Here is a 26,424-nt window from a genome sequence, read left to right on the forward strand (position 1 = left end):
GTTCCTCAGGCCATCGTGAGTCCGCCGCTGACCGACAAGGTCTGGCCGGTGATGAACCGGGCCGCGTCGGAGGCGAGGAAGGCGACGGCGGGGGCGACGTCCTCGGGCGTACCGAGGCGCTTCATGGGCACGGCCCTGGTCATGCCGCCGATCACCTTCTCGGCGTCCTGGCCCGAGCCGTCGATGAAGCGGCGCAGCGCGGGCGTGTCGGTCGGGCCGGGGCAGACGGTGTTGACGGTGATGCCCTTGGTGGCGACCTCACGGGCGAGGGTCTTGGTGAAGGCGATGATGCCGCCCTTGGCGCCGGAGTAGACGGCCTCCATGGAGGAGCCGACCCGGCCGGCGTCGGAGCCGATGTTGACGATCCGCCCGAAGCCGCGCTCGGCCATCCCGGGCACGACGGCCTTGGTGACCCGGAGCGCGCCCTTGAAGTTGATGTCGAGGACCCGGTCCCAGAACTCCTCGGTGGTGGCGACGAACGGCATGAAGTCGTCCCAGCCCGCGTTGTTGACGAGGACCTCGACCGGGCCCAGCTCCGCCTCGACCTGGCGTACGGCTGCCTCGACCGAGGCGGTGTCGGTGACGTCGGCCTCCACCGCGATGCCGTTGATCTCCTTGGCGGTCTGCGTGGCCGTTTCCGGGTTCAGGTCGGCGATCGCCACCCGGAAGCCCTGCGCGGCCAGTTCGGCGGCGATGCCCCTGCCGATGCCCTGCGCTCCGCCGGTGACGAGTGCGACGCGGTTGCTCATGGGTCTCCTCATGGGTTCAGTCGGCGGCCGGGGCCCACAGCACGGGCCCGGCGACGATCGAGTGGCTGGTGAGCTTGCGGCCGAGGACGCCCTGCGCACTGCGCGCGGCCTCGATGACCCGGTCCAGGTCGAGTCCGGTGTCGACGCCCATCTCGTGGAACATGCCGACCAGGTCCTCGGTGGCGATGTTGCCGGTCGACCCGGCGGGCACCGGACAGCCGCCGAGCTCGCCGAAGCTGGACTCGAAGCTGGTGCAGCCGGCTTCGAGGGCGGCGTAGGCATTGGCGAGGCCCTGTCCTCGGGTGTTGTGGAAGTGGGCGGTCACCTCGACGCCCGGCAGGCGCCCGAGGGCCGCGGTGAAGAACTGCGAGACATACGCCGGGTTCGCCATCCCCGTCGTGTCGCCGAAGCCGATCTCGGTGGCACCGGCCTCGGCGAACTCCTCGGCGAGGCCGAGCACCCGGTCGAGCGGCACCTTGCCCTCGTAGGGGCAGCCGAAGGAAGTGGCGATCACGGCACAGAACTTGAGCCCCTCGGCCACGATCCGCTTGCCCATGACCTTCACGTCGGCCATGGTCTCCTCGACCGTGCGGTTGATGTTCTTCTTGTTGTGGGTCCCGGACGCGCTGACGAACAGGGCGACGTCCTCGAAGAGTTCGCGGACCTTCAGCGCGTTGTCGAGGCCCTTGCTGTTGGGTACCAGCACCATCCGCTCGACACCGGCCGGCAGGTCGATCCCCTTCAACACCTCGACGCCGTCGGAGAGTTGGGGAATGACGTCGGGGCGGACGAAGCTCGCCACCTCGATCCGGGTGACACCGGCCCGGCCGAGCGCGTCGATCAGCCGGATCTTGTCGGGGGTCGCGATGGTCTCCGGCTCGTTCTGGAAACCGTCGCGCGGGCCGACCTCCCGGATGTGCACACGCCGGGACTCGCCCGGAGTGCGGTTGTCGGGCAGCAACGTCATAGGGGCACCTCCTGGTCCGCGAGGCTCCTGTCCAGCCTCTCTCTGTACTGGGGTGCGGCCACCTCGATCAGCCGGCGGGCGCGCTCGGCGACGGTGCAGCCGGTGAGTACGGCGGCGCCGTGCTCGGTGACGACCATGTCGACGTCGACCCGTGCCGTGGTCACCACACCACCGCGCAGCCCGGGGACGATCGCCGACTCGCCGCCCGACTCCGAGCGCAGCGCGATGATCGACCGGGCGCCGGTCAGGGACGCGGCGCGGCTGAAGTCCACCTGGCCGCCGACCGCGCCGATGTGCACTCCGCGGCTGACTTCGGCGCCGACCTGGCCGAGCAGGTCGACCTCGATGGCCGAGTTGACCGACACCAGCGAGCGCAGCCGCGACAGCACCGCCGGAGCGTGGGTGTAGCTGGCGGCCCGGAACTCCACGGGGAAGGTGTGCAGCCGGTCGTACATCGACGTGCTGCCCAGCGCGGCCCCGGTGACCACGATGCCGGGGTCGATCTCCTTCTTGGCTCCGGTCACGACGCCCCGCTCCACGAGGTCCAGGACACCGTCGGTGATCATCCCGGTGTGGACGCCGAGGTCGGTGTGGGCGCGGAGCGCGTCGAGCACGGCGCCGGGCAGCGAACCCACGCCCAGCTGAAGGGTGTCGCCGTTCTCGATGAGAGCCGCCACATGCCGGGCGATGGCGCGGTCCACGGCGTCCGCCGGGCGGGAGGGCGCCTGGGTCAGCGGGCGGTCGGTCTCCACCGTGGCCGCGAACGCGCCGAGCGGCAGCCGGTCGGACCCGACGGTCCGGGGCATGCGGTGGTTGATCTCGGCGATGAGTGTCCGCGTGTGCGGCAGCGCGTCGGCGACGTACTCGACCCCGATCCCGAGGGACACCATGCCGTCACCGTCCGGCGGGGAGACCTGCACGAGGCCGACGTCGCAGGGCAGCCTCCGCTCGGCGAACATCCGGGGCAGGGCGGAGTAGTGGCACGGCACCACCTCCAGCTGTCCCGCCCGGCTCAGTCCGCGCAGCCGGCCGAGACCGCCGTACGACAGCACGGTCAGCGCGTCGGGGAGGTCGCCGGAGAGCCGCTCGTTCCAGGTGAGGCCGCTGAAGGCGCGGACCGGGCCGATGGAGTCGGCCTGGTCGAGCAGGGCGTTCACCAGCGGTTCGGGCTCGGCACCCGCCTGTCCCCACCACACCCCGTCGCCGGGCCGCACGAAACGCGTCAGGTCGATCATCGGTCGACCCGCTGGACGAGGGTGGCCGTGCCGAGTCCGCCTCCGCAGCACATGGTGACCAGACCGGTCTCGACGTCCCGGCGCTCCATCTCGGCGATCAGCGTGCCGAACAGGCGGGCGCCGGTGGCACCCACGGGATGGCCCAGGGCGATCGCGCCTCCGTTGACGTTGACGCGGTCCATGTCGGGGCGAAGCTCCCGCTCCCAGGCGAGGACGACGGAGCTGAACGCCTCGTTGATCTCGATCAGGTCGATGTCGCCGATCGCCATGCCGTTGCGCTCCAGCAGCTTGCGGGTCGCCGGAATGGGACCGGTGAGCATGATCACCGGGTCGACGCCGACGGTCGTCTGGTCGAGGATCCGGGCGCGAGGGCGCAGGCCGTACCGCTCGGCGGCCTCCCGGGAGGCGAGGAGCACACCGGCCGCCCCGTCGGAGATGGGGGACGAACTCCCCGCCGTGATACGGCCGTCGGGACGGAAGACGGTCTTCAGCGCCGCCAGCCCTTCCAGGGTGGTGTCGGGCCGGATCGTCTGATCGCTGGTCCGCTTCTCCCCCGCCAGGTCCAGCGGGATGATCTCCCGCTCGAAACGCCCCTCCGCGACCGCCTCGCTCGCCAGCCGGTGCGAGAGGACCGCGAACTCGTCCATGTCCGCACGGGAGATGCCCCACCGGTCGGCGATCAGCTCGGCGCTCTCGCCCTGGGGTACGAAGTCGTAGCGCGCCCGGAGTTCGGCGGGCCACGGGTCGCCGTACAACTCGGAGATCTTCGCCGGGGAGTTCATCGGCACATGCCCCATGTGCTCGACGCCGCCCGCGATCACGATGTCGTGCGTGCCGGAGGCGACGAGCGCCGCCGCCATCTCGACGGCCGTCTGGGCGGAGCCGCAGCGGCGGTCGAGGACGGTTGCCGGAACCTCGGGCGGGTAGCCGGCCTGCAGCCAGGCGTTGCGGCCGATGTTGCGGGACTGCTCACCGAAGGGCGCCGTGCACCCGATCACCAGATCCTCGACGGCCTCGGGGGCCAGGCCGGTGCTCTCCAGCAGGGCCGTGTAGACGGCGCCGAGCATGTCGTTGGGATGCGTGTCGCGGTACCAGCCCCGCTCAGGATGCGACTTGCCCATCGGCGTGCGCAGCGCCTCGACGATGAGCGCCTCGCGGCCAATGCCGGCAAAGGGTCGGACAGCGGCGCCCCGCAGGGGCGCGGGGAACTGCGCGCCCAGCCCCGACGGCGCCGCAGACGAACGACGGTTCATCAGATCACCGTCCCGCCGTCGACCGGCAGCACCTGACCGGTGATGTACGACGCCGCGTCCGACGCGAAGAAGACGAAGCTTCCGGCGATCTCGTCCGGCTGGGCCCAGCGCCCGAGCGGGATGCGGGCGAGGGTGAGCGCGGCGAGCTTCTCGTCGCTGCGGACGGTCTCCGTCATGGAAGTGGCCGCCAGCGGGGCGACGGCGTTGACCGTGATCTGCTTCCTCGCCAGTTCCCGGGCCAGGGACTTGGTGATCCCGACGACCGCCGCCTTCGCCGCCCCGTAGTTCACCTGCCCGATCGTCCCGACCAGGCCGGCGGCCGAGGTGACGTTGATGATCCGGCCGGTGCCGTCGGCGGGGAGGAAGGGCAGGACGGCCTGGCTCACGGTGAAGGTGCCGCCGACGTGGATGTCGAGCACCCGCGAGAACTGGTCGGCGGTCATCTTCGGGAACATCGCGGGTGCGATCGCCCCGGCGTTGTTGACCAGGATGTGCAGCACGCCGTCGCCCAGGTCGGCGGCCGACCGGGCTGCCTGGGCCGCCTGTTCGGGGTCGCGGACGTCGAGCGGTACGGGTTCTGCCCGGCCGCCGGCCGCCACGATCTCCTCGGCCGTCCTCGCCGCGGCGTCCTTGTCGATGTCCGCCACGACGACCGCGGCGCCGGCGGCCGCGAACGCCCGGGCGACGGCGGCGCCGATGCCGTTGCCCGCACCGGTGACCAGGGCGGTGCGCCCCACCAGAGAAAACATCAGTAGCTCCTGGGAAGGCCGAGGACGTGCTCACCGAGGAAGTTGAGGACCATCTCCTGGCTGAGCGGGGCGATCCGGGTCAGCCGTGCCTCCCGGAAGTAGCGGGCGACGTGGTACTCCTCGGAGTAGCCCATGCCGCCGTGGGTCTGCAGGGCGCGGTCGGCGGCCTGGAACCCGGCGTCGGCGCACAGGTACTTGGCGGTGTTCGCCTCGCGGGCGCACGGTTCGCCGTTGTCGTACAGCCAGGTCGCCTTGCGCAGCACCAGTTCGGCGGCGTCGAGCCGGGCGAGGGAGTCGGCCAGCGGGAACTGCAGGCCCTGGTTCATGCCGATGGGGCGGCCGAAGACCTCGCGCTCGTTGCCGTAGCGGACCGCCCGGCGCAGTGCGGCCCGGCCGATGCCGAGGGCTTCGGCGGCGACGAGCATCCGCTCGGGGTTGAGTCCGTCGAGGATGTACCGGAAGCCCTGGCCCTCCTCCCCGATCCGGTGTTCGGCGGGGATGCGCAGGTCGTCGATGAACAACTCGTTCGAGGTGACCGCGTTGCGGCCCATCTTGCGGATCGGGCGGATGTCGACGTGGTCGCGGTCGAGGTCGGTGAGGAAGAGAGTCAGCCCTTCGGTCTTCCTCCCCGCGTCCTCGAACTTCGTGGTGCGGGTCAGCAGCAGGATCTTCTCGGACTCCATGGCCTTGGAGATCCACACCTTGCGGCCGTTGACGACGTAGTCGGAGCCGTCGCGGCGGGCGAAGGTCGTGATCCTCGTGGTGTCGAGGCCGGCGCCCGGCTCGGTGACGCCGAAGCAGACGTGCAGGTCGCCGTTGACGATCCGCGGCAGGTTCTCCTTCTTCATCTCCTCGCTGCCGTGCACGATCACCGGGTGCATGCCGAAGATCGACAGGTGCATGGAGCTGGCGCCGTTCATGCCCGCGCCCGACGCGGCGACCTCCTCCAGGAGCAGCGAGGCCTCGGTGATGCCGAAGCCGTGGCCGCCGTACGCCTCGGGGGTGGTGATGCCGAGCCAGCCGCCGTCGGCGAACGCCTGGTAGAACTCGGTGGGGAACTCGTGTGCCGCGTCCTTCTCCATCCAGTACTGCTCGTCGAAGCGCGCGGCGAGTTCACGGACCGCCGTGCGGATGGTCTGCTGGTCCTCGGTGAGGGCGAAGTCCACGACCTCACGTCCCTTCCGGAGTGATGAGGGCGAGCCCGTCGGCGATCCGCTCGTTCCAGGCCGCCGGGGCGCCGAAGAGCTGTTCGTCGAGCTTGGCCCGCTTGAAGAACAGGTGGAGGTCGTGCTCCCAGGTGTAGCCGATCGCGCCGTGCAGGGTGAGCGCGGTGTCGGCGGCGCGTGCGCCCTCGGCGGTGACCTGGGCCTTGGCGGCCGCCGCGTGCAGCGGGGCCCGGGGGTCGCCGCCGTCCACGGAGGCGGCGGCGAAGTAGACGACGGACCGGGCGGCCTCGATGCCGACCAGCATGGTGGCGGCGGCGTGCTTGACCGCCTGGAAGGACCCGATCGGGACCCCGAACTGGTGCCGCTGCTTGCTGTACTCCACCGTCAGGTGCAGCATCCGCTCGGTGGCGCCCAGCGAGTCGGCGGCGACCAGGACGGCCGCCCGGGCCGACGCCTGACGCAGCAGGTCGGTGGCCTCGGCGTCCAGCCGGACCGACGGAGCGCGGTCGAGCGTGACGTCGGCGAGGGAGCGGGAGCGGTCCAGGGGGCGCCGCGGAGTCCGTACGACTCCCGGTGCGTCCGCCTCGACGAACCGCAGCCCGTCCCCGGCCGGCACGACGAAGCTCCGGGCCGTGTCCCCGGCGAGCACCCTGGCGACCTTTCCGGTGACCGTGCCGTCGGCGTCCATGCGCAGCGGCACGGGGGCCTCGTCGGGGACGGCCTCGGCAGGGATCAGCAGGGCGGCCGGACCGGCCTGCGCGGGCGCGGCGAGCACGGTCGCCAGCCAGTCGGCCGACGGAACCGCGACGCGCCCCAACTCCTCTGCGGTGAGGGCGAGTTCGACGAGTCCACCGCCCTGTCCGCCGAGTTCCTCCGGGAGTCCGACACCGGTCCAGCCGTCGGCGGCGAAGCGCGCCGGGAAGGCGGTCGCGTCGCCCGCGTCGAGCCAGCCGCGTACCGTCGCCGGGGGTGCCACGTCGGCGAGCCAGCCCCGGAACGTCTTCTGGTACGCCTGCTGTTCCTCAGACAGCTTCCACTGCACCGCCGCCGCCCTCCTGACCACTCGTCGCGCTTGCCTTGACCCGCAGCCGGATCGCCTCGACCGCGTCCGGGTTCTCCGCGCCCGACAGGTCGCCCGGGTCGGTGCCGAGCACCGCCGCGCGGACCGCGCGCCGCAGGATCTTCGCGGACCGCGTCTTCGGCAACTGGTCGACGCCGACGATCCGGGCGGGCGCGAACGGCCTGCCCACCTCATCGGCCACCCGCCGCCGGAGCCTGGCCGCCACCGTCTCCGCATCCTCCGCCGCGGGGCTCGGCACGTAGAACGCCCACACCGCCTCGCCCTTCTTCGGGTCCGGGACGCCGACGACCGCGCACTCGGCCACCGCCGGGTCCACCGCGAGGACGGACTCGATCTCCGCCGGGGCGACCCGCTTGCCGGCCACGTTCATCACGTCGTCGGAGCGGCCGAGGACGAACCAGTCGCCCGCCTCGTCGACGAGGGCGTGGTCGCCGTGGAGCCAGAGCCCGGGAAGCGCCGACCAGTAGGCCTCGTGATACCGCTCGGGGTCCTTCCACACGCCCCGGGTCATCGACGGCCACGGCTGCCGGCACACCAACTCGCCGACAGTGCCGCGCAGTTGACGGCCCTCGTCGTCCACGACGTCGACGTCCATGCCCAGCGCCGGACCGCCGAGGGAGCAGCTGCTGATGTCCTCCACCGGGTACGGGCACAGGAACGAGCCGCCGACCTCGGTACCGCCGGAGAAGTTGATGACCGGGACCCGGCCGCCGAACACGTCGCGGGCGAGCCAGTCGTAGGACTCGGGGTCCCATGGCTCGCCGGTCGAGCCCAGCACCCGTACCGAGGAGAGGTCCGCCGAGGGCGGTTGCCCGGACACCGCCCGCAGGGTGCGGATGAGGGTGGGCGACACCCCGAGCATGGACACCTGGTGCCGCTCTGCGAGCCGCCACAGCCGGTCCGTGTCGGGTACGTCGGGTGAGCCCTCGTAGAGCAGCAGGGTGCCGCCGTTGGCGTGGGTGCCGAAGACGGAGAGCGGGCCCATGATCCAGCCCATGTCGGTGATCCAGCAGAAGGTGCGGCCGGGCGCGATGTCGAAGCCGTACGCCACCTCGCTCGCGGTCTTCACCAGGAACCCGGCGTGGGTGTGCACGGCCCCCTTGGGCCTGCCGGTGGTTCCGGAGGTGTAGGCGAGCAGGAGCACGTCGGAGGCGGCGGTGTCCTCGACCCGCGGATCGGGGTCGGACTCGATGAGCCGCGCCCAGGACACCTCCTCGTCGCGGGTCTCGCCGACCACGACGACCAGGTCCACGCCGGGGCAGGACTCCAGCGCCTCCCGCACCTGCGGGAGCATGCCGACGTCCTTGCCCCGGCGGACGGTTCCGGCCGCCGTGATGACCGCCCTGGCGTCCGCGTCCCGGATCCGCGACGCGATCGCGCCGGGCCCGAAGCCGGAGAACAGCGGCACCGCCATCGCCCCGATGCCCACCACCGCGTACAGCGCGACGACCGCCTCGGGTGTCATCGGCAGGTGCAGCGCGACGGCGTCCCCCCTGCCGATGCCATGGGCGCGAAGTCCCGCACGGACCCTGGCCACTTGGTCGTCGAGTTCCGCGAACGTCAGTGCGCGTACGGCCCCGTCCTCGGTCTCGTGCACGACGGCCGTCGCGTCGGGTGTACGGCGTGCCCAGCGGGTCAGGGCCGCGTCCGTGATGTTGATCCGGCCGCCGGCGAACCACTCGGCGTGGGCGATGCCCCGGTCCAGGTCGACCGTACGGGTGTACGGCGTGCGGAACTCGATGCCGAGGTCGTCGACCACCGTGTCCCAGAAGGACGCGATGTCGGCCACCGACCTGGCGCGCAGCTCGTCGGCGGTCGACGCGCCGAGGATGCGCATCAGGCGGGCGACGTTGGAGTGCTCCAGGTGGTCCCGTGACGGGTGCCAGGTGTAGGGCATGTCAGCTCCTGGGCATGCCGAGGATGCGCTCGGCGACGATGTTGCGCTGGATGAACGTCGAGCCGCCGGCGATCGCGGTGCCCCGGGACTGGTTGGCGAGCCGCAGCCACTGCCGGGCCGTCGCCTCCTCGTCGTCCAGGCCGAACTGGCCGCCCAGCGGCTCCAGGGAGAGCCGGAAGTCGGCCAGATCCTCGACCAGCGGGCAGAAGTAGAGCTTGCCGATCGAGGTCACGGCCCCCGGCGGGCCCTCGGAGACCGCGCCGGACACGACGCGTCCGCCGATCGTGCGGTGCACCAGCGCACGCGCCCACAGGTCGGCCACCTTCTGCCGGACGTGCGGGTCGGCGCCCAGCGGGCTGCCGTCGGCCGCCTTCATGGTGCGGACGTCGGCGATGACGTCCTCGATCGCCTTGGTGGTGTTGACCCGGCCGGTGGCGATGGCGACCCGTTCGAAGGCGAGGGTCGCCATCGCCACCTTCCAGCCGCCGTCCACCTCTCCCACCACGGCGTCGTCGGGGAGGAAGACGTCGTCGAGGAAGACCTCGTTGAACTCCGGCTCACCGAGCATGTGCGCGAGGGGGCGCACGGTGACGCCCGGGCTGTCCATGGGAAGCAGGAAGTAGGTGATCCCCCGGTGCCGCTCGCCGCCCCCGGTGCGGGCCAGCAGGATCGCGTGCGCGGCGAGTTGGGCGCGGCTGGTCCAGATCTTCTGGCCCTGGATCCGCCAGCCGCCGTCCACCTTGGTCGCCCTGGTGCGCAGGGAGGCCAGGTCGGATCCGGAGTCCGGCTCGGAGAAGAGCTGGCACCAGATCTCCTCGCCGGTCAGGATCGGCCGCAGGTGCCGCGCCTTCTGGGCGTCGGTGCCGAAGGACGCGACGGTCGGCCCGGCGAAGTCCTCGCCGATGGTGTTGAGGCGCTCGGGGGCGCCGGCCAGGTCGCACTCCTCGGTGAAGATCGCCCGCATCCGCTCGTCCAGCCCCTGGCCGCCGTACTCCTTGGGCCAGGTCAGTCCCGCGTAACCGGCGTCGAAGAGCATCCACTGCCACTGCCGCCAGAACGGCGCCTTGGCGACCAGTCCGGGCGGCTCCGGCCAGGGCAGCCGGGGCAGTGCCGTGCTCAGCCAGGTCCGGACGCCGTGCCGGAACTCCGCCTCGTCAGGGGCGTCGGAAAGATCCATGATCACCACCTCTCCTTGACTGCAAATTATACTATAGGTCAGACCAAATAAATGGCCTGAGTGTTCCCGTTTCAGTGATCACATCGCGAGAGCGTCGCGAACCGATCAGCCCCCGGCCGCCTTGAGCTTCTCTGCGATGTCGGCACGCAGCAGGTGCTTCTGCACCTTGCCGGTGGCCGTGGTGGGCAGGGAGTCGACGATCTCCAGGCGTTCGGGGACCTTCTGGATCGCCAGGCCCGCGGCGAGGAGGTGGTCCCGCACCTCGTCGAGGGTCAGGGGCTCGGCACCGGGCGCCGGGGTCAGATAGCAGCAGACCCGCTCACCGAGGCGCTCGTCGGGCATGCCCACCGCGGCCACCTCCCCGACGGCCGGATGGCCGGCCAGCAGGTCCTCGACCTGGCGGACGCTGATGTTGAGCCCGCCGCGGATCACGATGTCCTTGAGCCGACCGGTCACCCGCACATAGCCGTCCTCGTCCATCACCCCGAGGTCGCCGGAGCGCGAGAAGCCGTCCGCGGTGAACATCGCGGCCGTCTCCTCGGGACGTCCGATGTACTCCAGGCAGTTGGTGGCGCCCCGGTACGCGATGTCCCCCTCCCGCCCCCGCGGCAGTTCGTCGCCCTGCTCGTCGAGGATGCGGACCTGCTGCCCCGGGGCCGCCCTGCCGTCGGAGGTGACGGAGCGCTCCGGGTCGTCGTCGATCGCGCAGAGCGTGGTGGAGAGGTTTTCGCTGCGGCCGTAGAGGCTGAGGACGCGCATGCCGGGGAAGGCCTCCCTGGCCTCCCGCACGAAGGCGCCGGGTATGGGCGAGCCCGCGCAGGTCCAGAACCGCATGCTGCTCGCGTCGTGCACATCGGGGTCGTAGACACCCAGCATCATCCGCAGGAACGTGGTGGCGCTGACGGCCGCCGTGCAGCGGAACTTGGCGATGCGCGCGAGACCCTCGCGCGGCTCCCACTGCTCCATCAGATGCGTTCCCGCGCCGTACAGGAGCGGCAGCAGCACGCTGGTGACCAGGCCGGTGGTGTGCGTGATCGGGGAGGGGCCGAACTGCACGTCGTCCTCGGTGTAGTTCCAGGCCCTGCCGAGCAGCCGGGCGCCCCCGGCCATGGTGTTGAAGGTGTGCAGGCACCCCTTCGGACGGGCCGTGGTGCCCGAGCTGAACACGATGGCGAACGGTTCGTCGGGGCCGGGAGCCGCGGGCAGGACCGCCTCGGCCTCCTCCGGTACGACGCCGGCCGCCAGGTCCTCGTACCGCACGCAGCCCTCGGGCACCGGCCCGCCACGCAGCACCACCACGTTCCGCAGGCCGGGCTGGGCCGCGGCGATGTCCCGGAACATGGCGCCGTGGTCGAACCCGTGGAAGACATCGGGTGTGAAGGCGACCCGGACCTGAGCCGTCTCGACGATGTAGGAGACCTCGTCCCGCCGGTAGATCGGCATGATCGGAACGATGACCGCGCCGATCCGGCTGACCCCGGCGGCGATCACCACGAACTCGCTCCAGTTGGGGGCCTGTACGGCCACCCGGTCGCCGGGCCGGACGCCGAGCCGGGTCAGGCCGACGGCGAGGCCCAGGGCGGCGTCGCGCAGTTCCCGGTAGGTGTACGAGGTGGTGGAGTCCGTGACGAAGACCTTGTCCGGGCGGATCCCCACCTGCTGTTCGAGGGCACCGAAGAAGCCGTGGTCGCGCCACACTCCGTCGGCGTAGTAGCTGTCGATTTGTTCTCTGGTGTAGCGGTCGTGCACAGTCGCCATGGGCATGCGGCTCGCCTGCCAACCTGTCGCCGGTCCTCCCGGGGGCGGGTAGGAACGTATCTGGTGAGAATGATGCCTAACGTAGAATGGTCTGACCGTTTAGACAATGCTTCTGCAGAAGCTCTCCCACTTCCGCGACCGCCTCGATCCCCGCCTCGACGGACTCGGCAACGGGGATGAGCGTGAGGTGCACGGCCCCGGCCTCGACGAACGGCACCAGGAACTCGGCTATCCGCTCAGGAGTCCCGGCGGGGGCGATGTGCCGGAACTTCTCGTAGGGCAGCCGGTAGAGCCCCTCCAGCCTGGCCGCCAGCAGTTCCCGGGCCCGCTCGGAGTCCTTGTCGAGCCCGCACCACACGTTGACCCCGAACCAGCCCGGCGGCTCGCGATCGAAGCCGGCCGCGGCTTCGAGAACGCTCGCCCGGGTCTCCGCGAAGCGGCGCGCCGAGCAGAAGATGCCGAGCCAGCCGTCGCCGAACCGCGCGGCGCGCCGGACCGCCACCTCCCCCTTGCCGCCGATGACCAGGGGGATGTGCGGCTCGGGCGACGGGAGGATCCGGGCCCGGTCGAGCTGGAAGAACTCGCCGCAATGGGTGACTTCCTCACCCGCCAGCAGGCGGCGCACCAGCATCAGCGACTCATCGAGCCGGCGGCCCCGAGTGCGGGGATCGACACCGGCGTTGGCGACCTCACGGCGGTCCTCCCCGCCGACGCCGACGCCGAGCGTGAGCCGCCCGGGCGCGGACTGGCTCAGCGTGGCGAGTTGCCGCGCGGCCGTCATGGGGTGACGCAGACCGAGGAGATAGACGCCGACGATCACCGAGAGCCGCTCGTGCGAGGAGAGCAGGGTGCTCGCGGAGACGAGACCGTCGAAGCCGGTCCCGCCGTGGAAGCTGATGTGGTCTCCGACGCAGACGTGCGCCAGTCCGGCCGCCGCGGCCTTGTCGAGCAGCAGGCGACGGCGGCCCAGGTCGGGCGTGGTGAAGCCGTCCTGGTCGGAGATGCCGAGGGTGAACGGGCTCATGGGGCGACCCCTTCCGGGCACTTCGGGCAGAGCGGGGGCTGGGCCCCCGGGGTATCCTCACTGTAACCTAATAAGGTCTGACCATTATCAGCTGTGTGCAGTTACGTTGGATGCGACGAGATTCGAGCGAGGAGCGTGCGCGTGACCACACGAGGAATCACCGTTCTGGCCGGCGGACTGAAGGACACCCGGGAGATCGCCCGGCGGGCCGAGGCGGCCGGGTTCGACGCGGTCTGGTCCGGGGAGTTCCTCCACCGGTCCGCGATCGTCTCCGTCGCCGCGACGGCCGCGGCCACCACCCGCATCGGCGTGGGAACGGCCATCGCCTACGCCGTGGGCCGCTCCCCGCTGATCCTGGCCAACGACGCCCGGTTCCTCGACGAACTGAGCGACGGCCGGCTGGTCCTGGGCCTGGGCACCGGAACACGCCGGATGATGCAGGACTGGCACGGCGTCAGCGATCCCGACGGCCCGGCCACCAGAATGGAGGAACTGGTCCCGCTGCTGCGCCGGCTCTGGCGGCTGCACGAAGGGCCGGTGCGGCACCAAGGCCGCTTCTACTCCCTGGACATCACCCCCACCGCCGACATCCAGCCACCCACCCGACCCGCCGTTCCCATCTACACGGCGGGCGTCAATCCCCGGATGATCGAGGCGGCGGGCCGGGTGTCGGACGGCCTGATCTGCCACCCCACGCTCACCGACCGGTACCTCGACGAGGTCGCCAGGCCGGCCATCGCCCGGGGCGCGCTCAAGGCGGGACGCTCCCTGGGGGACATCCGGCTCAAGGGCGTCGTCATCTGTGCGATCGCCGACGACACCGCGTCGGCACGCCGCGAGGCAGCCGCGCAGATCGCGTTCTACGTGGCCCCCAAGGCCTACGGTCCGGTCATGGTGGCCTCCGGCTTCGCGGCCGAGGCGGCCGAGATCCGGGCCGCCTTCCAGGCGGGCGACCACCGGCGGATGACCGACGCGGTCTCGGACGCCATGCTCGACCAGATGGCCGTCGCCGGGACGGCCGACGAGGTGCGCGACGCCCTGCCGGCCCTGGAGAAGCGCTACGACCACGCGGCGCTCTACTCGCCCAGCTTCACCCTGGCTCCCGAGCGGGTCGCCGAGAACACCGAGGCCGTCATCGAGACGTTCGCCCGCCGAAGCGACCGCCTCGGGTGATAGTTTGAAACAGGTTTAAGTTCAGACCATTGACTACCGGAGACCCATGTCCGACGCATCAGCCGCCCGGCCCGCCGGAGGCAGGCCGTCCACCATTCAGCTGTCACCGGTCGAAGTCCCCAAGGCCTCCGACGTCCTCGCCGCCGAGCTGCGCGAGCGCATCCTGAGCGGCGAGTTCGTCGAGGGCACCGCGCTCCCCCCGGAGCGCGAACTGGTGGTACAGACCCAGATGAGCCGGGCGACGGTCCGGGAGGCGCTGCGCATCCTGGAGGTGCAGCGGCTGATCCGGATCAAGACCGGCCGCGGCGGCGGGGCGATCGTGCAGCGACCGGGCACGGAGTCCGTCGCCAGTTCGGTGAGCCTGCTGATCCGCGGCCGCCAGATCCGGCTGTCCTCGCTGCTGGAGACCCGGGAGGCGATCGAACCCCACTGCGCCCGGCTGGCCGCCGTACACCGCACCGACGACGACCTCGCCGCGCTGGAGGCCGCGAACCGGGCCATCGCCGTGGAGGACGGCAGCCTGGCCGACTTCCTGCAGGCCAACGTCGACTGGCACGTGGCGGTCGCCGTCGCGAGCCACAACGAACTGCTCGCCGGGTTCATGAGCGCCCTGTCCCGCGCGATCTACACCTCGACGGAGAACGAGCGGTTCATCGACGACGAGGTGCGCCGCACGGCCGCCCAGGCGCACCGCTCCATCACCGCGGCGATCCGCGCGAAGGACCCCGAGGCCGCGGTCCGCCGAATGACCCGGCACGTACACGGATACGCGGACGCGGTCCTGGAGGTCGACGATCGCACGGAGATCACGGTCACCGAGGAGGAGTGACCAGCGCCCCCGAAGGGGCGCGGGGAACTGCGCGACCAGCCACGATGGCGCCGCAGCCACCAGACGGCGCATCGTGGCCCTTCCAGCGGAGCGCTACCGCATACGCCACCGCGGCGACCGCTTCTCCCGGAACGCCAGGACGCCCTCGCTCATGTCCTCCGTCGTGAAGGCCAGGGCGAGTTGGGCCTGGAGGGTGTCGAGGGCCTCGTGCAGCCCCATGTCCCGGGTGGTGTCCAGGGCGTCCTTGCCCAACCGCATCAGCAGCGGTGACTTGGCCGCGATCCGGTGCGCCCACGACACGACCGCGTCCCCGAACTCCTCGTCCGGCACCACCCGGTTGACGAGTCCCAGCTCGCACGCCTGCCGCGCGGTCAGCAGATCGCCCAGCATCATCAGCTCGTTGGCCCGCATCCGGCCGACGTTGCGGTAGATCAGCGCGGAGATCATGAAGGGGAACACGCCGACGTTGATCTCGGGACAGCCGAAGCGTGCCGACTCCTTGGCGATCACGAGGTCGCAGGCGAGGGCGAGCCCGAACGCCCCGGCGAGGACGTCTCCGTTCGCCGCGCAGACGACCGGCTTGCCCAGGGCGCCGATCAGCTTGAACAGACGGGGGAAGCGGTCCAGTTCGGCGTACTTGGCGACGGGCGGCCGGCCGTCCGCGAAGCCACGCAGGTCACCCCCGGAGGAGAAGACACGGTCGTGCGAGGACGTCAGCACCACGACCCGGACGGCTTCGTCGCGCCGTGCCGTCTCCAGTGTCTCCAGCAGTTCGTCGAGCAGTGCGTCGCCGAGGGCGTTGCGGGACTGCGGATGGTCCAGCGTGACGAAGGCGGCCCCCGCCTCGTCGACCGCGTAGCGAACGAGTTTCCCGGTCATACGATGCCTGCCCTTCGGTTCTCCGCGCGCGGCGTCAGTTCTGGTCGGTTCCGGTCAGTTCTGGGTGAGGACGACCTTGCCGAATCCCCGCCCCTGTTCGAGGTGTTCATGTGCCTCGGCGGCCCGGTCCAACGGAAAGACACGGTCGATCGGCGGGGGCGGGATCCTGTGGTCGCGCAGGAGGCGGAGCAGGCCGGCGAAGTCGTGCGGGCTGCCCATGGTGGTGCCCAGCAGGTCGTACTGGCCGAAGTAGAAGGGCCGTACGTCGAGCGAGGCCCGTTCGCCCCGGGAGGCGCCGAGGACCACCAGACGGCCGCCCGGACGAAGCGCCCGCAGGGAATCCGCCCAGGAGCCCACCGGGTCCAGCACCAGGTCGAAGCCCCGGCCGCCCGGGGAGAGGCTCCTGGCCGCATCGGCCCAGCCGGGCTCGGTGTAGAGGACACCGTCGGCGGCGCCGAGGGAGCGCGCGTTCGCGATCTTCTCGGCGGAGGAGGAGGTCACCACCGTCCGGGCGCCGATTCCGGCGGCGAGGGCGACCGCCGTGGTGGCCACTCCCCCGCCGGCGCCGAGCACCAGGAGCGACTCCCCGGCGCGCAGTCTGCCGCGGGTGAACAGCGCGCGGTGGACGGTCAGTCCGACCAGCGGCAGCGCCGCCGCTTCCGCCCAGCTCAGCCCGGCGGGCTTGGGCACCACGCACTCGGTGGGGACCCGCACCGACTCGGCGTACGTGCCCGACAGCCGGTCCCCGAGGATCTGCCAGCCGGGCCCGGGCGCGCTCTCGTCCTCCCCCCACCACAGCGAGGGCAGGATCACGACCTCCTCCCCGGTGTCGGCCCGGATCCCGGCGCCGTCCGCGCCCGGCACATGGGGCAGCGGCGAGCCGTATCTGCCCTGCCGCACGAGCACGTCGTGCCAGTTCAAGGCGGCGGCACGCAGGTGTACGACCGTCCAGCCGGGTTCCTCGGCGGGCGCCGGGACCTCCTCGGACCGAAGGTTCCGCGCCGGACCGAACGCGCGCAGCACGGCAGCGTGCACGGCGACCTCCCTACGCTAAAGGTTAGACCATTGAATGTATAAGACCATTCTCGGGGTGAACAGACAGGGGGAGAAATCTCCCTCTGCGGGGACGACGCGCTCCGCCGGGCCCGTGCCCACCATGCAGAGGACCACCCGCCCCTCGACGCAGAGGAGTCACCCCGTCATGGTCACCATCGCGGACACGAGGAACACGGCGGCCCATCCGCCCTCCGGACAGCTCACGGTCCGGCACGACTACCGGACCTGGACACTGCTGGCATGGTGCGGGCCGCTGTTCATGGCCGTGTTCATCCTGTTGTGGGGCGCACTGGCCGGCAACCTCCCGCCGTTCCCGCCGAGCGCGACGGCCGCCGAGGTCAGGGCGCACTATCTGGACCACCGGCTCGCCATCATGATCGGCATGTCGGTGTGCCTCACCGTGACGTCGTTCTACATGGCATGGGGCTGCGCCATCTCCCATGTGATGCGCCGCGTCGAGGGGCCCGGCGGACTGCTCGGCAACCTGGAGATGATGGGGGCCACGATCACCACGGCGCCGATCATGACGGCGTGCGCGATCTGGCTCACCGCGGCCCATGAGGCCCGCACCCTCAGCCCCGAGCTGCTGCACATGCTGTACTGGGCGGGCTGGCTCCTGATCGACCTGGCCTACTTCGTGACGTCCTTCCAGATCGCCGCCATCAGCCTGGTGTTCGCCCGCGACACGCGGGACCGGCCCCTGGTGCCCAGCTGGGTGAACTGGTGGGGGTGGGTCACCTTCGCGTCGTTCTTCGTGGTGAGCGCGATCCCGTTCGTGACCACCGGCCCGCTGGCCTTCAACGGTGTCATCAGCTTCTGGATCGCGTTCGGTACGTGGTTCGTCTGGTGCCCGGCGCTGTCCTTCCACATCATCAGAGCCATTCCCAGGCTCAGGGCGGAGGACGAGGCGGCCACGGCGGCCACGGTCCCGGTCACCGGCTGACACCGCGGTGGGACTCACCACCACGAGTCGCGGCAGGCTCCCGGAACCCGGGCGCCTGCCGGGCGTCGAGGGCGTCTGGGTCTTCCTCGGCGCCGACCTCGTCATCTTCTGCGTGCTGTTCGTCTCCTTCATGAACGACCGCAGGGCACAGTCCGCCCTGTTCGAGAAGTCCCGGCTCACGCTCAGCCACACCCTGGGCGGAGCCGACACGCTGATCCTGCTCACCAGTTCATGGCTGGTGGCACTGGCGGTGGGGGCCGCACGACGGGACGAGCGGAAGCGGTCCCGGATCTGCCTGACGGGCGGCTTCCTCACCGGCGCCGCGTTCGTCCTGTCCAAGTCGGTGGAGTACGGCGAGAAGTTCGCCGTCGGCATCACCCCCGCCACCGACCCCTTCTACATGTGGTACTTCACCCTGACCGGCATGCACCTGGCGCACGTCGTGGTGGGGAGCTGTCTGCTGGCGGCGCTCCGGGTGAGATCCCGGCGGTCCGCGCCGAGGGTCGGCGACCAGGTGCTCCTCGAATCCGTGGCGTCGTTCTGGCATCTGGTCGACCTGCTCTGGATCATCATGTTCCCGCTGCTCTACCTGACGAGGTGAGACCGACGATGCCGCCGTCACCGGCCCGAGGACTGGGCGTCGTCTGGATCGCCCTGATGGTGCTCACCTGCGCCTCCGCATGGCTGCTCACCGACGGGCCGTTCGGCCCGGCCGCGGCCACCGCCGGGGTGTTCCTGATCGCCGCGGTCAAGGCGCGCTGGGTGATCCTCCACTTCATGGAGCTGCGCGAGGCACCCATTGCCACGCGGGTGTTCTTCGAGGGGACGGTCCTCGCCGTCACTTCGGTGCTTCTCGTCGTCTACGCGATCACTTAACCGATAGTCTACTATCAGATCGATAGGTGACTATCAGTTGTGCCGTCGAGTCGGCGAGCGGAGTGACGCTCGCGTGAGGATGAGGGAGAGGGCATTCCGTGGACGCACCCCGCGCGGAGACGTCGACCGAGGCTGCGAACAGCCCAGGATCGGAGGCTTCCGAGGTCTGGGGCCTCGTACTCTCCAGTGGGGCGGCACGCGGAGCCGCTCACGCCGGTGCCCTGCTGGCCCTGGCCGAGTACGGGTTCGACACCGAGGTCGTCGTCGGGACGAGCGTGGGCGCGCTCATAGGTGGTGCGTGGGCAGCGGGGCTGTCGGCGGCGAAGATCGCCGAGCGCATCGAGGTCGCGACCTGGTCGGACTTCGGAAGCCTCCGGCCGAGCCGGCGGATCTCGCTGATCGAGACGACCGCGCTGAGGGCGAACCTGCACTGGATCTTCCAGCGCCGGCACGTCGAGGACCTGCCCCGCCGCTTCGCGGCCGTGGCCACCGACGTGCGCACCCGTCGGGCGGTCCTGCTGGACCGGGGCTCGGCTGCCACGGCGGTCCAGGCCGCGGTTGCCGTCCCCGGCGTGTTCCCGCCGGTCCGCGTCGGTGACAGGGTGCTCGTCGACGGGGCACTCAACTCGCAGCTGCCCGTCTGGGCCGCGCACCGGCTCGGTGCCACACGAACGATCGGCATCCGGCTGCGCGTGCCGTCGTCCTCTCGGAGCGGTGTCTCAGCGCTTCAGCGCGCGGTTCTTCCGCCCGCGGAAGCAGTTCAGCCCGACATCGAGATCGTCATCGACACCGACGGACACTCCTCGTGGTCCTCACGCGATGTGTCCCGGCTGATGGCCCTCGGACACGAAACAGCCTCTCGCCAGCTCCAGGCGTACGCTCGGGAGCTGAACCTCCCTCAGCTGCAGGTTGCCGGTGTCCAGCGCTGAGACAAGGCCCCGGGAGGCGCACGCTCCGCACACGGGGTCGCCGCGCGACGTCGACCCGCTCGACCGCTTGGCCGCCCGGGTGCTGCGACGCGGTGCCGGCGCCCTGATCGCGCTGGGCGTGCGGGCAGCGGCCCGGCTGGAGACCGATGGGCTCGACGAGGAATGCGGTGATCTGGGGAAAGGCCCCCTGATCGTCATCAATCACCGCAGCTTCCTCGACCCGCTGGTGGTGGTGACCCTGTGTCGCAGGTACGGCGTGTGGCCGTACACGTTCGCCCGCGAGGATTTCTTCGACAGGCCTTTCAGCCGCACGGTCCTTCGTGTGCTGCGGGCGATCCCCGCCCTCCGAGGGCGTTCGGCCCTGGGCGGGCTGCGCCGGGCCGAGCGCCTGCTCGCGGACGGCCAGGTCGTGGTGATCGCCGCGGAAGGACGTATCGTTCCTGATCACGAACGGTCCGATGGTGTCGGGGAGCTTTTCGGCGGGGCTGCCTGGCTCGGGTACCGCACCTCCGAGATGGTGGTGCTCACCCTGACCGGAACGGATGACGCATGGCCGGTCGAGCGCAGACTGCCGCGGTGGAAGGTGCTGGCCCGGCCGACCGTCACCGTTCGCGCACGCCGGGTCTCCCTCGATCCGGGCATGCGGGGCCACGCGATCACTGCCGTCATCCGCGCGACGATGTCCGAACTCATCGACGGCGCCTGACCCGTGTCGGCCGCGCCGCGCCGATGTCACCCCGGCTGGGGCCCGGCCGCCGCGACGGCGCCGGTGCCCGCCCAACTGGCGAGCAGGCCGAGGGCCTCCCGTTCCCGGGAGTCCGGTTCGGGCGTGTAGAAGTTGAGGCGCAGGCCGGGGTCGGACGGCAGCTCCATCGCCTCGTAGGGCAGGGCGAGATCACCGACCAGCGGGTGGTGCAGGTGCTTCACGCCGGAGCGGTGGAACTTCACGTCGTGACGTGCCCACCGGCTCGCGAACTCACCGCTCCTCGTCGTCAGCTCTCCGATCAGATCGGTCAGCACCTTGTCGTGCGGTGCCCGGCCCGTCTCGTTCCGCAGGAAGGCCACCGCGTCGTCGGCGCCCTTGTCCCAGTCGACCCAGAATTCCCTGCTCGCGGGGTCCAGGAACATGAAACGAGCGGTGTTGACCGGCCCGCGCTGCGCGAACAGCGGTGAGTCGAAGACAGGTGTGTACAGGGCGCGGCCCAGCGCGTTGGCGGCCAGGATGTCGAACCGTGCGTTGCGGACGTACGCCGGTACGTCGGTCATGGAGTCGAGCAGCCGCAGGATCGTGGGCCGCACCCGGGAGGCGGTCACTGCGGGCCGCCGGCCTGAGGGAGTGGCCGCGCGGGCCAGGTCGTAGAGGTGGGTGCGCTCGGCCTCGTCGAGCTGCAGGGCGTGTGCGAGGGCTTCGAGGACCGCGTCGGAGGCACCGCTGAGGTTTCCGCGCTCCAGCCGGACGTAGTAGTCCACGCTCATGCCCGCCAGCAGAGCGACCTCCTCACGGCGCAGGCCCGCGACACGGCGCTTCCCGCCGTAGACGGACAGCCCGGCCTGCTCCGGAGTGATCCGAGCGCGCCGGGTGCTCAGGAACTCGCGGACCTCGGCGGCCAGGTTCTTCTTCTTGTCACTCTCGGTCATGGTCGGACCTCGGGAACTTGACGGGCAACGCGACTCCCTCACGGTAGGTGCGTCGGTGAGCGTCTGCGAGGTACTGCCATTACCTGGAACAGCAGTGACTCCCACCTGCGCGTCCACCCGCGGTTGTCTGGAGAAGACCAAGGGCTCCGAGTCCTCGGCGGGCCCGATGGAACCGATGGAACCGACCTCAAGGAACAGCGTGCGCGCAACACTCACGTACAAAGCCGGCGACGTCCGCGCCGGGCACGGCGCCGACCCGTCGGGTCGCGCCACCGTGATCCTTGCGATCATCTGCGTCAGCTACTTCATGGTGATCCTCGACAATTCGATCGTCTTCACCGGGCTGCCGCAGATCCGCTCCGACATGGGGTTCTCCGAGACCGGCCTGTCGTGGATCACCAACGCCTACGTCCTGGTCTTCGGCGGGCTGCTGTTGCTGGGCGCCCGGGCCGGTGATCTGTTCGGACACCGCAGGGTGTTCGTGTTCTCCCTCGCTCTCTTCTCGCTGACGTCGCTGCTGGTGGGCGCCGCGCAGACCCAGTGGTGGCTGATCGGCGCCCGCGCACTCCAGGGCATCGGGGCCGCGGTGCTGGCGCCGTCCGCGCTGTCCCTCTTGACGCGCAGTTTCGCCGAGGGCCGGGTCCGTGACCGGGCGATGGCCGCCTACAGCGCTGTCGCCGGTCTCGGCGCCGCCTTCGGCCTGGTCGTCGGAGGGCTGGTCGCCGATCTGGTCTCCTGGCGGGCCGGGTTCTTCCTCAACGTCCCGGTCGGCGTCGTGATGATGGTGCCGGCCCTGCGGTTCCTGCCCGAGACCGAACGCCGGCAAGGGCGCTTCGACATCGCCGGGGCGGTGCTGGCGACACTGGGTTCGACCGCACTGGTCCTCGGCATCGTGGACGCTGCCGACCTCGGCTGGACCGCTGTCCCCACCTTGGTGCCGCTGGCGGCCGGCGTGGTGATGCTCGGGCTGTTCGTCCGGGTGGAGCGGCGGGCCGCGCAGCCGATCGTGCCGCTGCGGCTGTTCGCCGACCGGGAGCGCACCGGCGCCTATCTCGCCCGGATGCTCTACATGGGCGCGATGATGGGGTTCTTCTTCTTCACCGCGCAGTTCGTGCAGAGCGTCTACCACTGGACACCGCTGCAGGCCGGCCTCGCGTTCCTGCCGATGACGCTGGTCAACTTCGCCCTCGCCGTCCAGGTCCCGCGGCTGCTGGAACGGGCCGCACGGCCGCTGGTGCTCCTGACCGGGGTCGTCCTGACCACGCTGGGCATGGCGTGGCTCAGCCGCCTCGACCTGCACACCCCTTACCTGACGGGCCTGGCCCTGCCGATGGCGCTCATCGGCGCCGGCCAGGGCCTGACGCTGGCCCCGCTGACCTCCAGCGGTGTCGACGGCGTCGCCCCCGCGGACGCGGGGGCCGGATCGGGGCTGGTCAACACCGTGCACCAGATCGGCAGCGCGCTGAGCCTGAGCGTCCTGACCGCCGTGGCCGCCTCCGTCTCCACCGGGCACACGGCCGCGGACATCGCCGCCCGCTCGGGAACGGCCCTGACCGGCTCCACCGTCCTGCTCGCGCTGGCGGTCGTGACCGTCCTCACCCTCATCGTGCCCGCACGGGCCACGCACCATGAAAGGTCCCTGTGATGCAGACCCTCACCCTCAACAACGGCGTCGAGATGCCGGCACTCGGACTCGGCGTCTTCCAGACCCCGCCCGACGAGACCCGGGCCGCCGTCGGAGCCGCGCTCGACCTCGGCTACCGGCACATCGACACCGCCGCCGCCTACGGCAACGAGCGCGAGGTCGGCCGGGCCCTCCGCGACTCCGGTGTGCCGCGCGACGAGATCTTCGTCGAGACGAAGATCTGGATCAGCGACTACGGCTACGACGAGACCCTGCACGGCTTCGCGAAGAGCGCCGCGAAGCTCGGGGTGGACCGGATCGACCTGCTGATCCTGCACCAGGCCCTGCCGTCCGAGTTCGACAGGACCCTCGCCGCCTACCGCGCCCTGGAGAAGCTCCTGGCCGACGGAGCGGTCCGCGCGATCGGTGTCAGCAACTTCATGGTCGACCACCTGACCACGCTGCTCGACGCCACCGCTGTCGTCCCGGCGGTCAACCAGCTGGAGATCCACCCCTACTTCCAGCAGCGCGCCGTCCTCGACTTCGACGACCAGCACGGCATCCTCAACCAGGCGTGGTCCCCGATCGGAGGGATCACCTTCTACCCGGGCTACGGCGAGCACCGCAAGAACGTCCTCGATGACCCGGCCGTCACCCGCATCGCCGGGGCACACGGCAAGAGCCCCGCCCAGGTGCTGCTGCGCTGGGGCCTCCAGCAGGGCCGCTCGGTCATCCCCAAGTCCACCAGGCGCAGCCGCATCGCCGAGAACATCGACGTTTTCGACTTCGAGCTCACCGCGGACGAGCTCACCGCCCTGGACGCGTTGGAGACCGGTCGGCGCGGTGGCCCCGAACCCGAGAACGTCACCCTCGCCGCCTACGGCCGCGCCGTCCCCGAAGCCTGACCCGCCCCCTCGGCACCACTCCGTTCGAAGGATTCACCGTGTCCACCACCGTCAGGGCGTTCGGCGCCCACGACGTGCGTCAGCCGCTCGTTCCCGGCCACGAGATCGTCGGACGGGTCACCGAGACCGGATCCGAGGTCACCCGCCACCAGATCGGGGATCTCGTCGGCATCGGCTGCATGGTCAACTCCTGCCGTCGTCCGCGTTCCCGACACCCTCGACCCGGCCGCCGCGGCGCCACTGCTGTGACCACCGAGCCGATGCCGCTGGATGTCTTCCCCCTGCTGCGGAACGGCCGCGCCTACACGGGCTCGCTGCGACACTGACCTGGCGAAGGTCGGTGCCGCGGAAGAACTGGACCTGGAGTCCGAGCGGGCCGACGGCACCCTGCGCGACCCCGTGACCATGTGGGTCGTCCGCGCCGGCGACCACCTCTACGTCCGCTCGGTCAAGGGCACCGCCGGCCCCTGGTACCGGGGCACCCAGTCCCGCCACCAGGGCCGCATCGTCGCCGGCGGCGTCCGGCGCGTGTCAACCGGTACCCGAGCATCGTCGAACACGTGCTGACCGGCCGCGCCCGCGAGTCCACCCTTCGCCTCGAACCTCGCTGACACCCACCCCCATCCCCCGTAGGAAGAGATCCGCTCATGCGAGCCACCCTGATGTACGCGGCCCAGGACGTACGCGCCGAGGACGTCGCCGACCCCAGGATCCAGCAGCCCACCGACGCCGTCGTACGGATCGTGCTGTCCTGTGTCTGCGGCAGCGACCTGTGGCCCTACAAGTCCCTGGCCCCCACGGACAACCCCCGCCACATGGGCCACGAGTTCCTCGGCGTCGTCGAGGACGTCGGTTCCGAGGTACGCACCCTCAAGCCCGGCGACGTCGTCGTGGCCCCCTTCGTCTGGGCCGACAACACCTGCGCGTACTGCCGCGAGGGCCTGCAGACCTCCTGCCCGCACGGCGGCCAGTGGGGCGTCAACGGGGTGGACGGCGGACAGGGCCAGGCCGCCCGGGTACCGCAGGCCGACGGCACCCTGGTCAAGATGCCCGTCGGCGAGGACTCCGGCCTGCTGCCGGACCTGCTGACCCTCTCCGACGTCCTGTGCACCGGCTACCACGCCGCCCGCACCGCCGGGGTACGGCCCGGCGACACCGTCACCGTCGTCGGCGACGGCGCCGTGGGGCTGTCCGCCGTCATCTCCGCCCGGCTGCTGGGCGCCGAGCAGATCATCCTGATGGGCCGCCACCGCATCCGCACCGACCTGGGCCGCGGCTTCGGCGCCACCGACGTGGTCGCCGAGCGCGGCGCCGAAGGCATCGCCAGGGTCCGCGAGCTGACCGGCGGAGAAGGCACCCGCAAGGTCCTTGAATGCGTCGGGCTGAAGGACGCGCTCGTGCAGAGTCTCGCCGTCGTACGCGACGGCGGCACCGTCAGCCGGGTCGGGGCTCCCCAGTTCACCGACGTACCGTTCGGCTTCGCCGACTTCATGCGCAACGTCACCCTCACCGGCGGCGTCGCCCCCGCCCGCGCGTACATCGAAGAACTGATGCCCCACATCCTCGACGGCACGATCCGCCCCGGCCGCGTCTTCGACCGAACCGTCGGCCTCGATGACATCGCGGACGGCTACCGGGCGATGAACGACCGCGAGGCCCTGAAGGTACTGGTGCGCCCATGACCCCCGGCGAAACCGGACACTGCCCCGGGCGCGCCGGAAAAAGTCGCGGGGCGTTGTCGATCCGGCCGCGGCCCGTTCGACATCCTGGTGTGGGGCGTCTCGCCACACGAGGATGCGACCGGACCTGACGAGGAAAACACCATGGAACAGCTGCTGAGAGTCATGAACTTCAGCGTCTCGAGTGACGGAATCGGTGCCGGTGAGCACCAGACCCTTGAGCGTCCCTTCGGCCATGTCGATCCCGGGAGGCTGTTCGCCTGGGCCGGTGCCACGGCGAGCTGGCCGATGCGCACCGACGGGGGAGGCAGCCGTGGCCTCGACGACTACTTCACCCGGGACTTCGCCCGCAACATCGGCGCCGAGATCATGGGCCGCAACAAGTTCGGCCCCCAGCGTGGGCCCTGGCAGGACCACGACTGGCTCGGCTGGTGGGGTGACGAGCCCCCGTTCCACACCCCGGTGTTCGTGATGACCCACCACCACCGTCCTTCGTTCACGCTCTCCGACACCACGTTCCACTTCGTCGACGGCGACCCGGTCACGGTCCTCGAACAGGCGCGGGAGGCGGCGCAGGGCCAGGACGTGCGGCTCGGCGGCGGGGTCACCACCATCCGGCAGTTCCTCGACGCCGACCTGGTCGACACCCTGCATGTGGCGGTCTCGCCGGAGAAGCTCGGTTCCGGGCTGCGGCTCTGGGACTCCCCCGACGACCTGCTCGACCGGTTCCACCTGGAGGTCGTGCCCAGCACGAGCGGCGTCGCGCACCACCTGTTCTGGCGGAGGTGACACGAGGCGCGGGAGCGCGGTGACGGACGCGGTCGGCCGGGCTTGGAC

General features: G+C 71.0%; 26 protein-coding genes and 1 pseudogene. 13 read left to right on the plus strand and 14 right to left on the minus strand.

The genetic code is table 11. The features are described from left to right. Nucleotides 1-5: 5 nt before the first annotated feature. The 11 genes from AB0D85_RS09795 to AB0D85_RS09845 all read right to left on the minus strand — a co-directional run bounded on the left by AB0D85_RS09795 (nucleotide 6) and on the right by AB0D85_RS09845 (nucleotide 13,056). A complete protein-coding gene (locus AB0D85_RS09795; protein WP_362316317.1) occupies nucleotides 6-749 on the minus strand; it encodes a 3-oxoacyl-ACP reductase family protein in 744 nt (247 codons plus the stop codon). Between the two features lie 16 nt (nucleotides 750-765). Then, nucleotides 766-1,716: a hydroxymethylglutaryl-CoA lyase gene (locus AB0D85_RS09800; protein ID WP_362316319.1), complete on the minus strand. Its 951-nt coding sequence runs from the start codon at nucleotides 1,714-1,716 to the stop codon at nucleotides 766-768. Then, a complete protein-coding gene (locus AB0D85_RS09805; RefSeq protein WP_362316322.1) occupies nucleotides 1,713-2,951 on the minus strand; it encodes an acetyl-CoA hydrolase/transferase C-terminal domain-containing protein in 1,239 nt (412 codons plus the stop codon). Before AB0D85_RS09805 ends, AB0D85_RS09800 begins: the two co-directional genes overlap by 4 nt. Then, nucleotides 2,948-4,204 carry a thiolase family protein gene (locus tag AB0D85_RS09810; RefSeq protein WP_362316324.1) on the minus strand — a complete coding sequence of 419 codons (1,257 nt, stop codon included), beginning with the start codon at nucleotides 4,202-4,204 and terminating at the stop codon, nucleotides 2,948-2,950. The genes AB0D85_RS09805 and AB0D85_RS09810 overlap by 4 nt, the downstream gene beginning before the upstream one ends. Continuing rightward, complete coding sequence (locus AB0D85_RS09815) at nucleotides 4,204-4,953, minus strand: SDR family NAD(P)-dependent oxidoreductase (RefSeq protein ID WP_362316327.1); 750 nt, start codon at nucleotides 4,951-4,953, stop codon at nucleotides 4,204-4,206. Before AB0D85_RS09815 ends, AB0D85_RS09810 begins: the two co-directional genes overlap by 1 nt. After that, a complete protein-coding gene (locus AB0D85_RS09820) occupies nucleotides 4,953-6,119 on the minus strand; it encodes an acyl-CoA dehydrogenase family protein (RefSeq protein ID WP_362316329.1) in 1,167 nt (388 codons plus the stop codon). The genes AB0D85_RS09815 and AB0D85_RS09820 overlap by 1 nt, the downstream gene beginning before the upstream one ends. Nucleotides 6,120-6,123: 4 nt before the next feature. Further along, nucleotides 6,124-7,161 carry an acyl-CoA dehydrogenase family protein gene (locus AB0D85_RS09825; RefSeq protein WP_362316332.1) on the minus strand — a complete coding sequence of 346 codons (1,038 nt, stop codon included), beginning with the start codon at nucleotides 7,159-7,161 and terminating at the stop codon, nucleotides 6,124-6,126. Continuing rightward, on the minus strand, nucleotides 7,142-9,097 hold the full coding sequence (locus tag AB0D85_RS09830; RefSeq protein ID WP_362316335.1) for an AMP-binding protein: 1,956 nt from the start codon (nucleotides 9,095-9,097) through the stop codon (nucleotides 7,142-7,144). Before AB0D85_RS09830 ends, AB0D85_RS09825 begins: the two co-directional genes overlap by 20 nt. A 1-nt stretch (nucleotide 9,098) precedes the next feature. Further along, nucleotides 9,099-10,274, minus strand: coding sequence for an acyl-CoA dehydrogenase family protein (locus AB0D85_RS09835; RefSeq protein ID WP_362316338.1), 1,176 nt, complete (start codon nucleotides 10,272-10,274; stop codon nucleotides 9,099-9,101). A 105-nt stretch (nucleotides 10,275-10,379) separates the two neighbouring features. Beyond that, a complete protein-coding gene (locus AB0D85_RS09840; RefSeq protein WP_362316341.1) occupies nucleotides 10,380-12,038 on the minus strand; it encodes an AMP-binding protein in 1,659 nt (552 codons plus the stop codon). Between the two features lie 70 nt (nucleotides 12,039-12,108). After that, complete coding sequence (locus AB0D85_RS09845; protein ID WP_362316344.1) at nucleotides 12,109-13,056, minus strand: LLM class flavin-dependent oxidoreductase; 948 nt, start codon at nucleotides 13,054-13,056, stop codon at nucleotides 12,109-12,111. 141 nt (nucleotides 13,057-13,197) lie between these two features. Between AB0D85_RS09845 and AB0D85_RS09850 the strand changes: the two genes are divergently transcribed. Continuing rightward, nucleotides 13,198-14,229: an LLM class flavin-dependent oxidoreductase gene (locus tag AB0D85_RS09850; RefSeq protein WP_362316347.1), complete on the plus strand. Its 1,032-nt coding sequence runs from the start codon at nucleotides 13,198-13,200 to the stop codon at nucleotides 14,227-14,229. A gap of 46 nt (nucleotides 14,230-14,275) precedes the next feature. Further along, nucleotides 14,276-15,058 carry a FadR/GntR family transcriptional regulator gene (locus tag AB0D85_RS09855; RefSeq protein ID WP_362316350.1) on the plus strand — a complete coding sequence of 261 codons (783 nt, stop codon included), beginning with the start codon at nucleotides 14,276-14,278 and terminating at the stop codon, nucleotides 15,056-15,058. 93 nt (nucleotides 15,059-15,151) lie between these two features. Here AB0D85_RS09855 and AB0D85_RS09860 read toward each other — a convergent pair whose 3' ends face one another. After that, nucleotides 15,152-15,937 (minus strand): enoyl-CoA hydratase/isomerase family protein, encoded by a 786-nt coding sequence (locus AB0D85_RS09860; RefSeq protein WP_362316352.1) that lies wholly within the window; start codon nucleotides 15,935-15,937, stop codon nucleotides 15,152-15,154. Nucleotides 15,938-15,991: 54 nt separating this feature from the next. Further along, the gene (locus tag AB0D85_RS09865) at nucleotides 15,992-16,972 is read right to left on the minus strand and encodes a zinc-binding dehydrogenase (protein ID WP_362316355.1); all 981 of its coding nucleotides are present in this window, start codon (nucleotides 16,970-16,972) and stop codon (nucleotides 15,992-15,994) included. Nucleotides 16,973-17,138: 166 nt separating this feature from the next. Here AB0D85_RS09865 and AB0D85_RS09870 point away from each other — a divergent pair, with 166 nt between their 5' ends. From AB0D85_RS09870 to AB0D85_RS09890, 5 genes are all read left to right on the plus strand, one after another. Next, nucleotides 17,139-17,936, plus strand: coding sequence for a hypothetical protein (locus AB0D85_RS09870; RefSeq protein WP_362316358.1), 798 nt, complete (start codon nucleotides 17,139-17,141; stop codon nucleotides 17,934-17,936). 7 nt (nucleotides 17,937-17,943) lie between these two features. Next, nucleotides 17,944-18,537: a cytochrome c oxidase subunit 3 family protein gene (locus AB0D85_RS09875; RefSeq protein WP_362316361.1), complete on the plus strand. Its 594-nt coding sequence runs from the start codon at nucleotides 17,944-17,946 to the stop codon at nucleotides 18,535-18,537. Between the two features lie 8 nt (nucleotides 18,538-18,545). Continuing rightward, nucleotides 18,546-18,812: a cytochrome C oxidase subunit IV family protein gene (locus tag AB0D85_RS09880; protein ID WP_362316363.1), complete on the plus strand. Its 267-nt coding sequence runs from the start codon at nucleotides 18,546-18,548 to the stop codon at nucleotides 18,810-18,812. Between the two features lie 98 nt (nucleotides 18,813-18,910). Then, nucleotides 18,911-19,741 carry a patatin-like phospholipase family protein gene (locus AB0D85_RS09885; protein WP_362316366.1) on the plus strand — a complete coding sequence of 277 codons (831 nt, stop codon included), beginning with the start codon at nucleotides 18,911-18,913 and terminating at the stop codon, nucleotides 19,739-19,741. Nucleotides 19,742-19,808: 67 nt separating this feature from the next. After that, nucleotides 19,809-20,447, plus strand: a complete 639-nt coding sequence (locus AB0D85_RS09890) for a lysophospholipid acyltransferase family protein (RefSeq protein ID WP_362316368.1) — start codon at nucleotides 19,809-19,811, stop codon at nucleotides 20,445-20,447. A gap of 26 nt (nucleotides 20,448-20,473) precedes the next feature. Here the strand turns inward: AB0D85_RS09890 and AB0D85_RS09895 are convergent, their stop codons facing one another. Further along, nucleotides 20,474-21,379, minus strand: a complete 906-nt coding sequence (locus tag AB0D85_RS09895) for a helix-turn-helix transcriptional regulator (RefSeq protein WP_362316371.1) — start codon at nucleotides 21,377-21,379, stop codon at nucleotides 20,474-20,476. Between the two features lie 199 nt (nucleotides 21,380-21,578). Between AB0D85_RS09895 and AB0D85_RS09900 the strand changes: the two genes are divergently transcribed. The 6 genes and pseudogenes from AB0D85_RS09900 to AB0D85_RS09925 all read left to right on the plus strand — a co-directional run bounded on the left by AB0D85_RS09900 (nucleotide 21,579) and on the right by AB0D85_RS09925 (nucleotide 26,376). Next, entirely contained in the window at nucleotides 21,579-23,024 is a 1,446-nt protein-coding gene (locus AB0D85_RS09900) for an MFS transporter (RefSeq protein WP_362316373.1), read from the plus strand. Next, complete coding sequence (locus AB0D85_RS09905; RefSeq protein WP_362316376.1) at nucleotides 23,024-23,908, plus strand: aldo/keto reductase; 885 nt, start codon at nucleotides 23,024-23,026, stop codon at nucleotides 23,906-23,908. Before AB0D85_RS09900 ends, AB0D85_RS09905 begins: the two co-directional genes overlap by 1 nt. Further along, a pseudogene (locus tag AB0D85_RS09910) lies at nucleotides 23,905-24,105 on the plus strand (alcohol dehydrogenase catalytic domain-containing protein); the annotation flags it as partial. The gene AB0D85_RS09905 and the pseudogene AB0D85_RS09910, both read left to right, overlap by 4 nt. Nucleotides 24,106-24,178: 73 nt before the next feature. Further along, complete coding sequence (locus AB0D85_RS09915; RefSeq protein ID WP_362316379.1) at nucleotides 24,179-24,475, plus strand: DUF2255 family protein; 297 nt, start codon at nucleotides 24,179-24,181, stop codon at nucleotides 24,473-24,475. A gap of 80 nt (nucleotides 24,476-24,555) precedes the next feature. Further along, nucleotides 24,556-25,590: a zinc-dependent alcohol dehydrogenase family protein gene (locus tag AB0D85_RS09920; protein WP_362316382.1), complete on the plus strand. Its 1,035-nt coding sequence runs from the start codon at nucleotides 24,556-24,558 to the stop codon at nucleotides 25,588-25,590. A 141-nt stretch (nucleotides 25,591-25,731) separates the two neighbouring features. Then, nucleotides 25,732-26,376 carry a dihydrofolate reductase family protein gene (locus AB0D85_RS09925; protein WP_362316385.1) on the plus strand — a complete coding sequence of 215 codons (645 nt, stop codon included), beginning with the start codon at nucleotides 25,732-25,734 and terminating at the stop codon, nucleotides 26,374-26,376. The last annotated feature ends 48 nt before the right edge of the window (nucleotides 26,377-26,424 follow it).

The sequence above is a fragment of the Streptomyces sp. NPDC048277 genome (genome assembly GCF_040652235.1).
GTDB lineage: Bacteria > Actinomycetota > Actinomycetes > Streptomycetales > Streptomycetaceae > Streptomyces.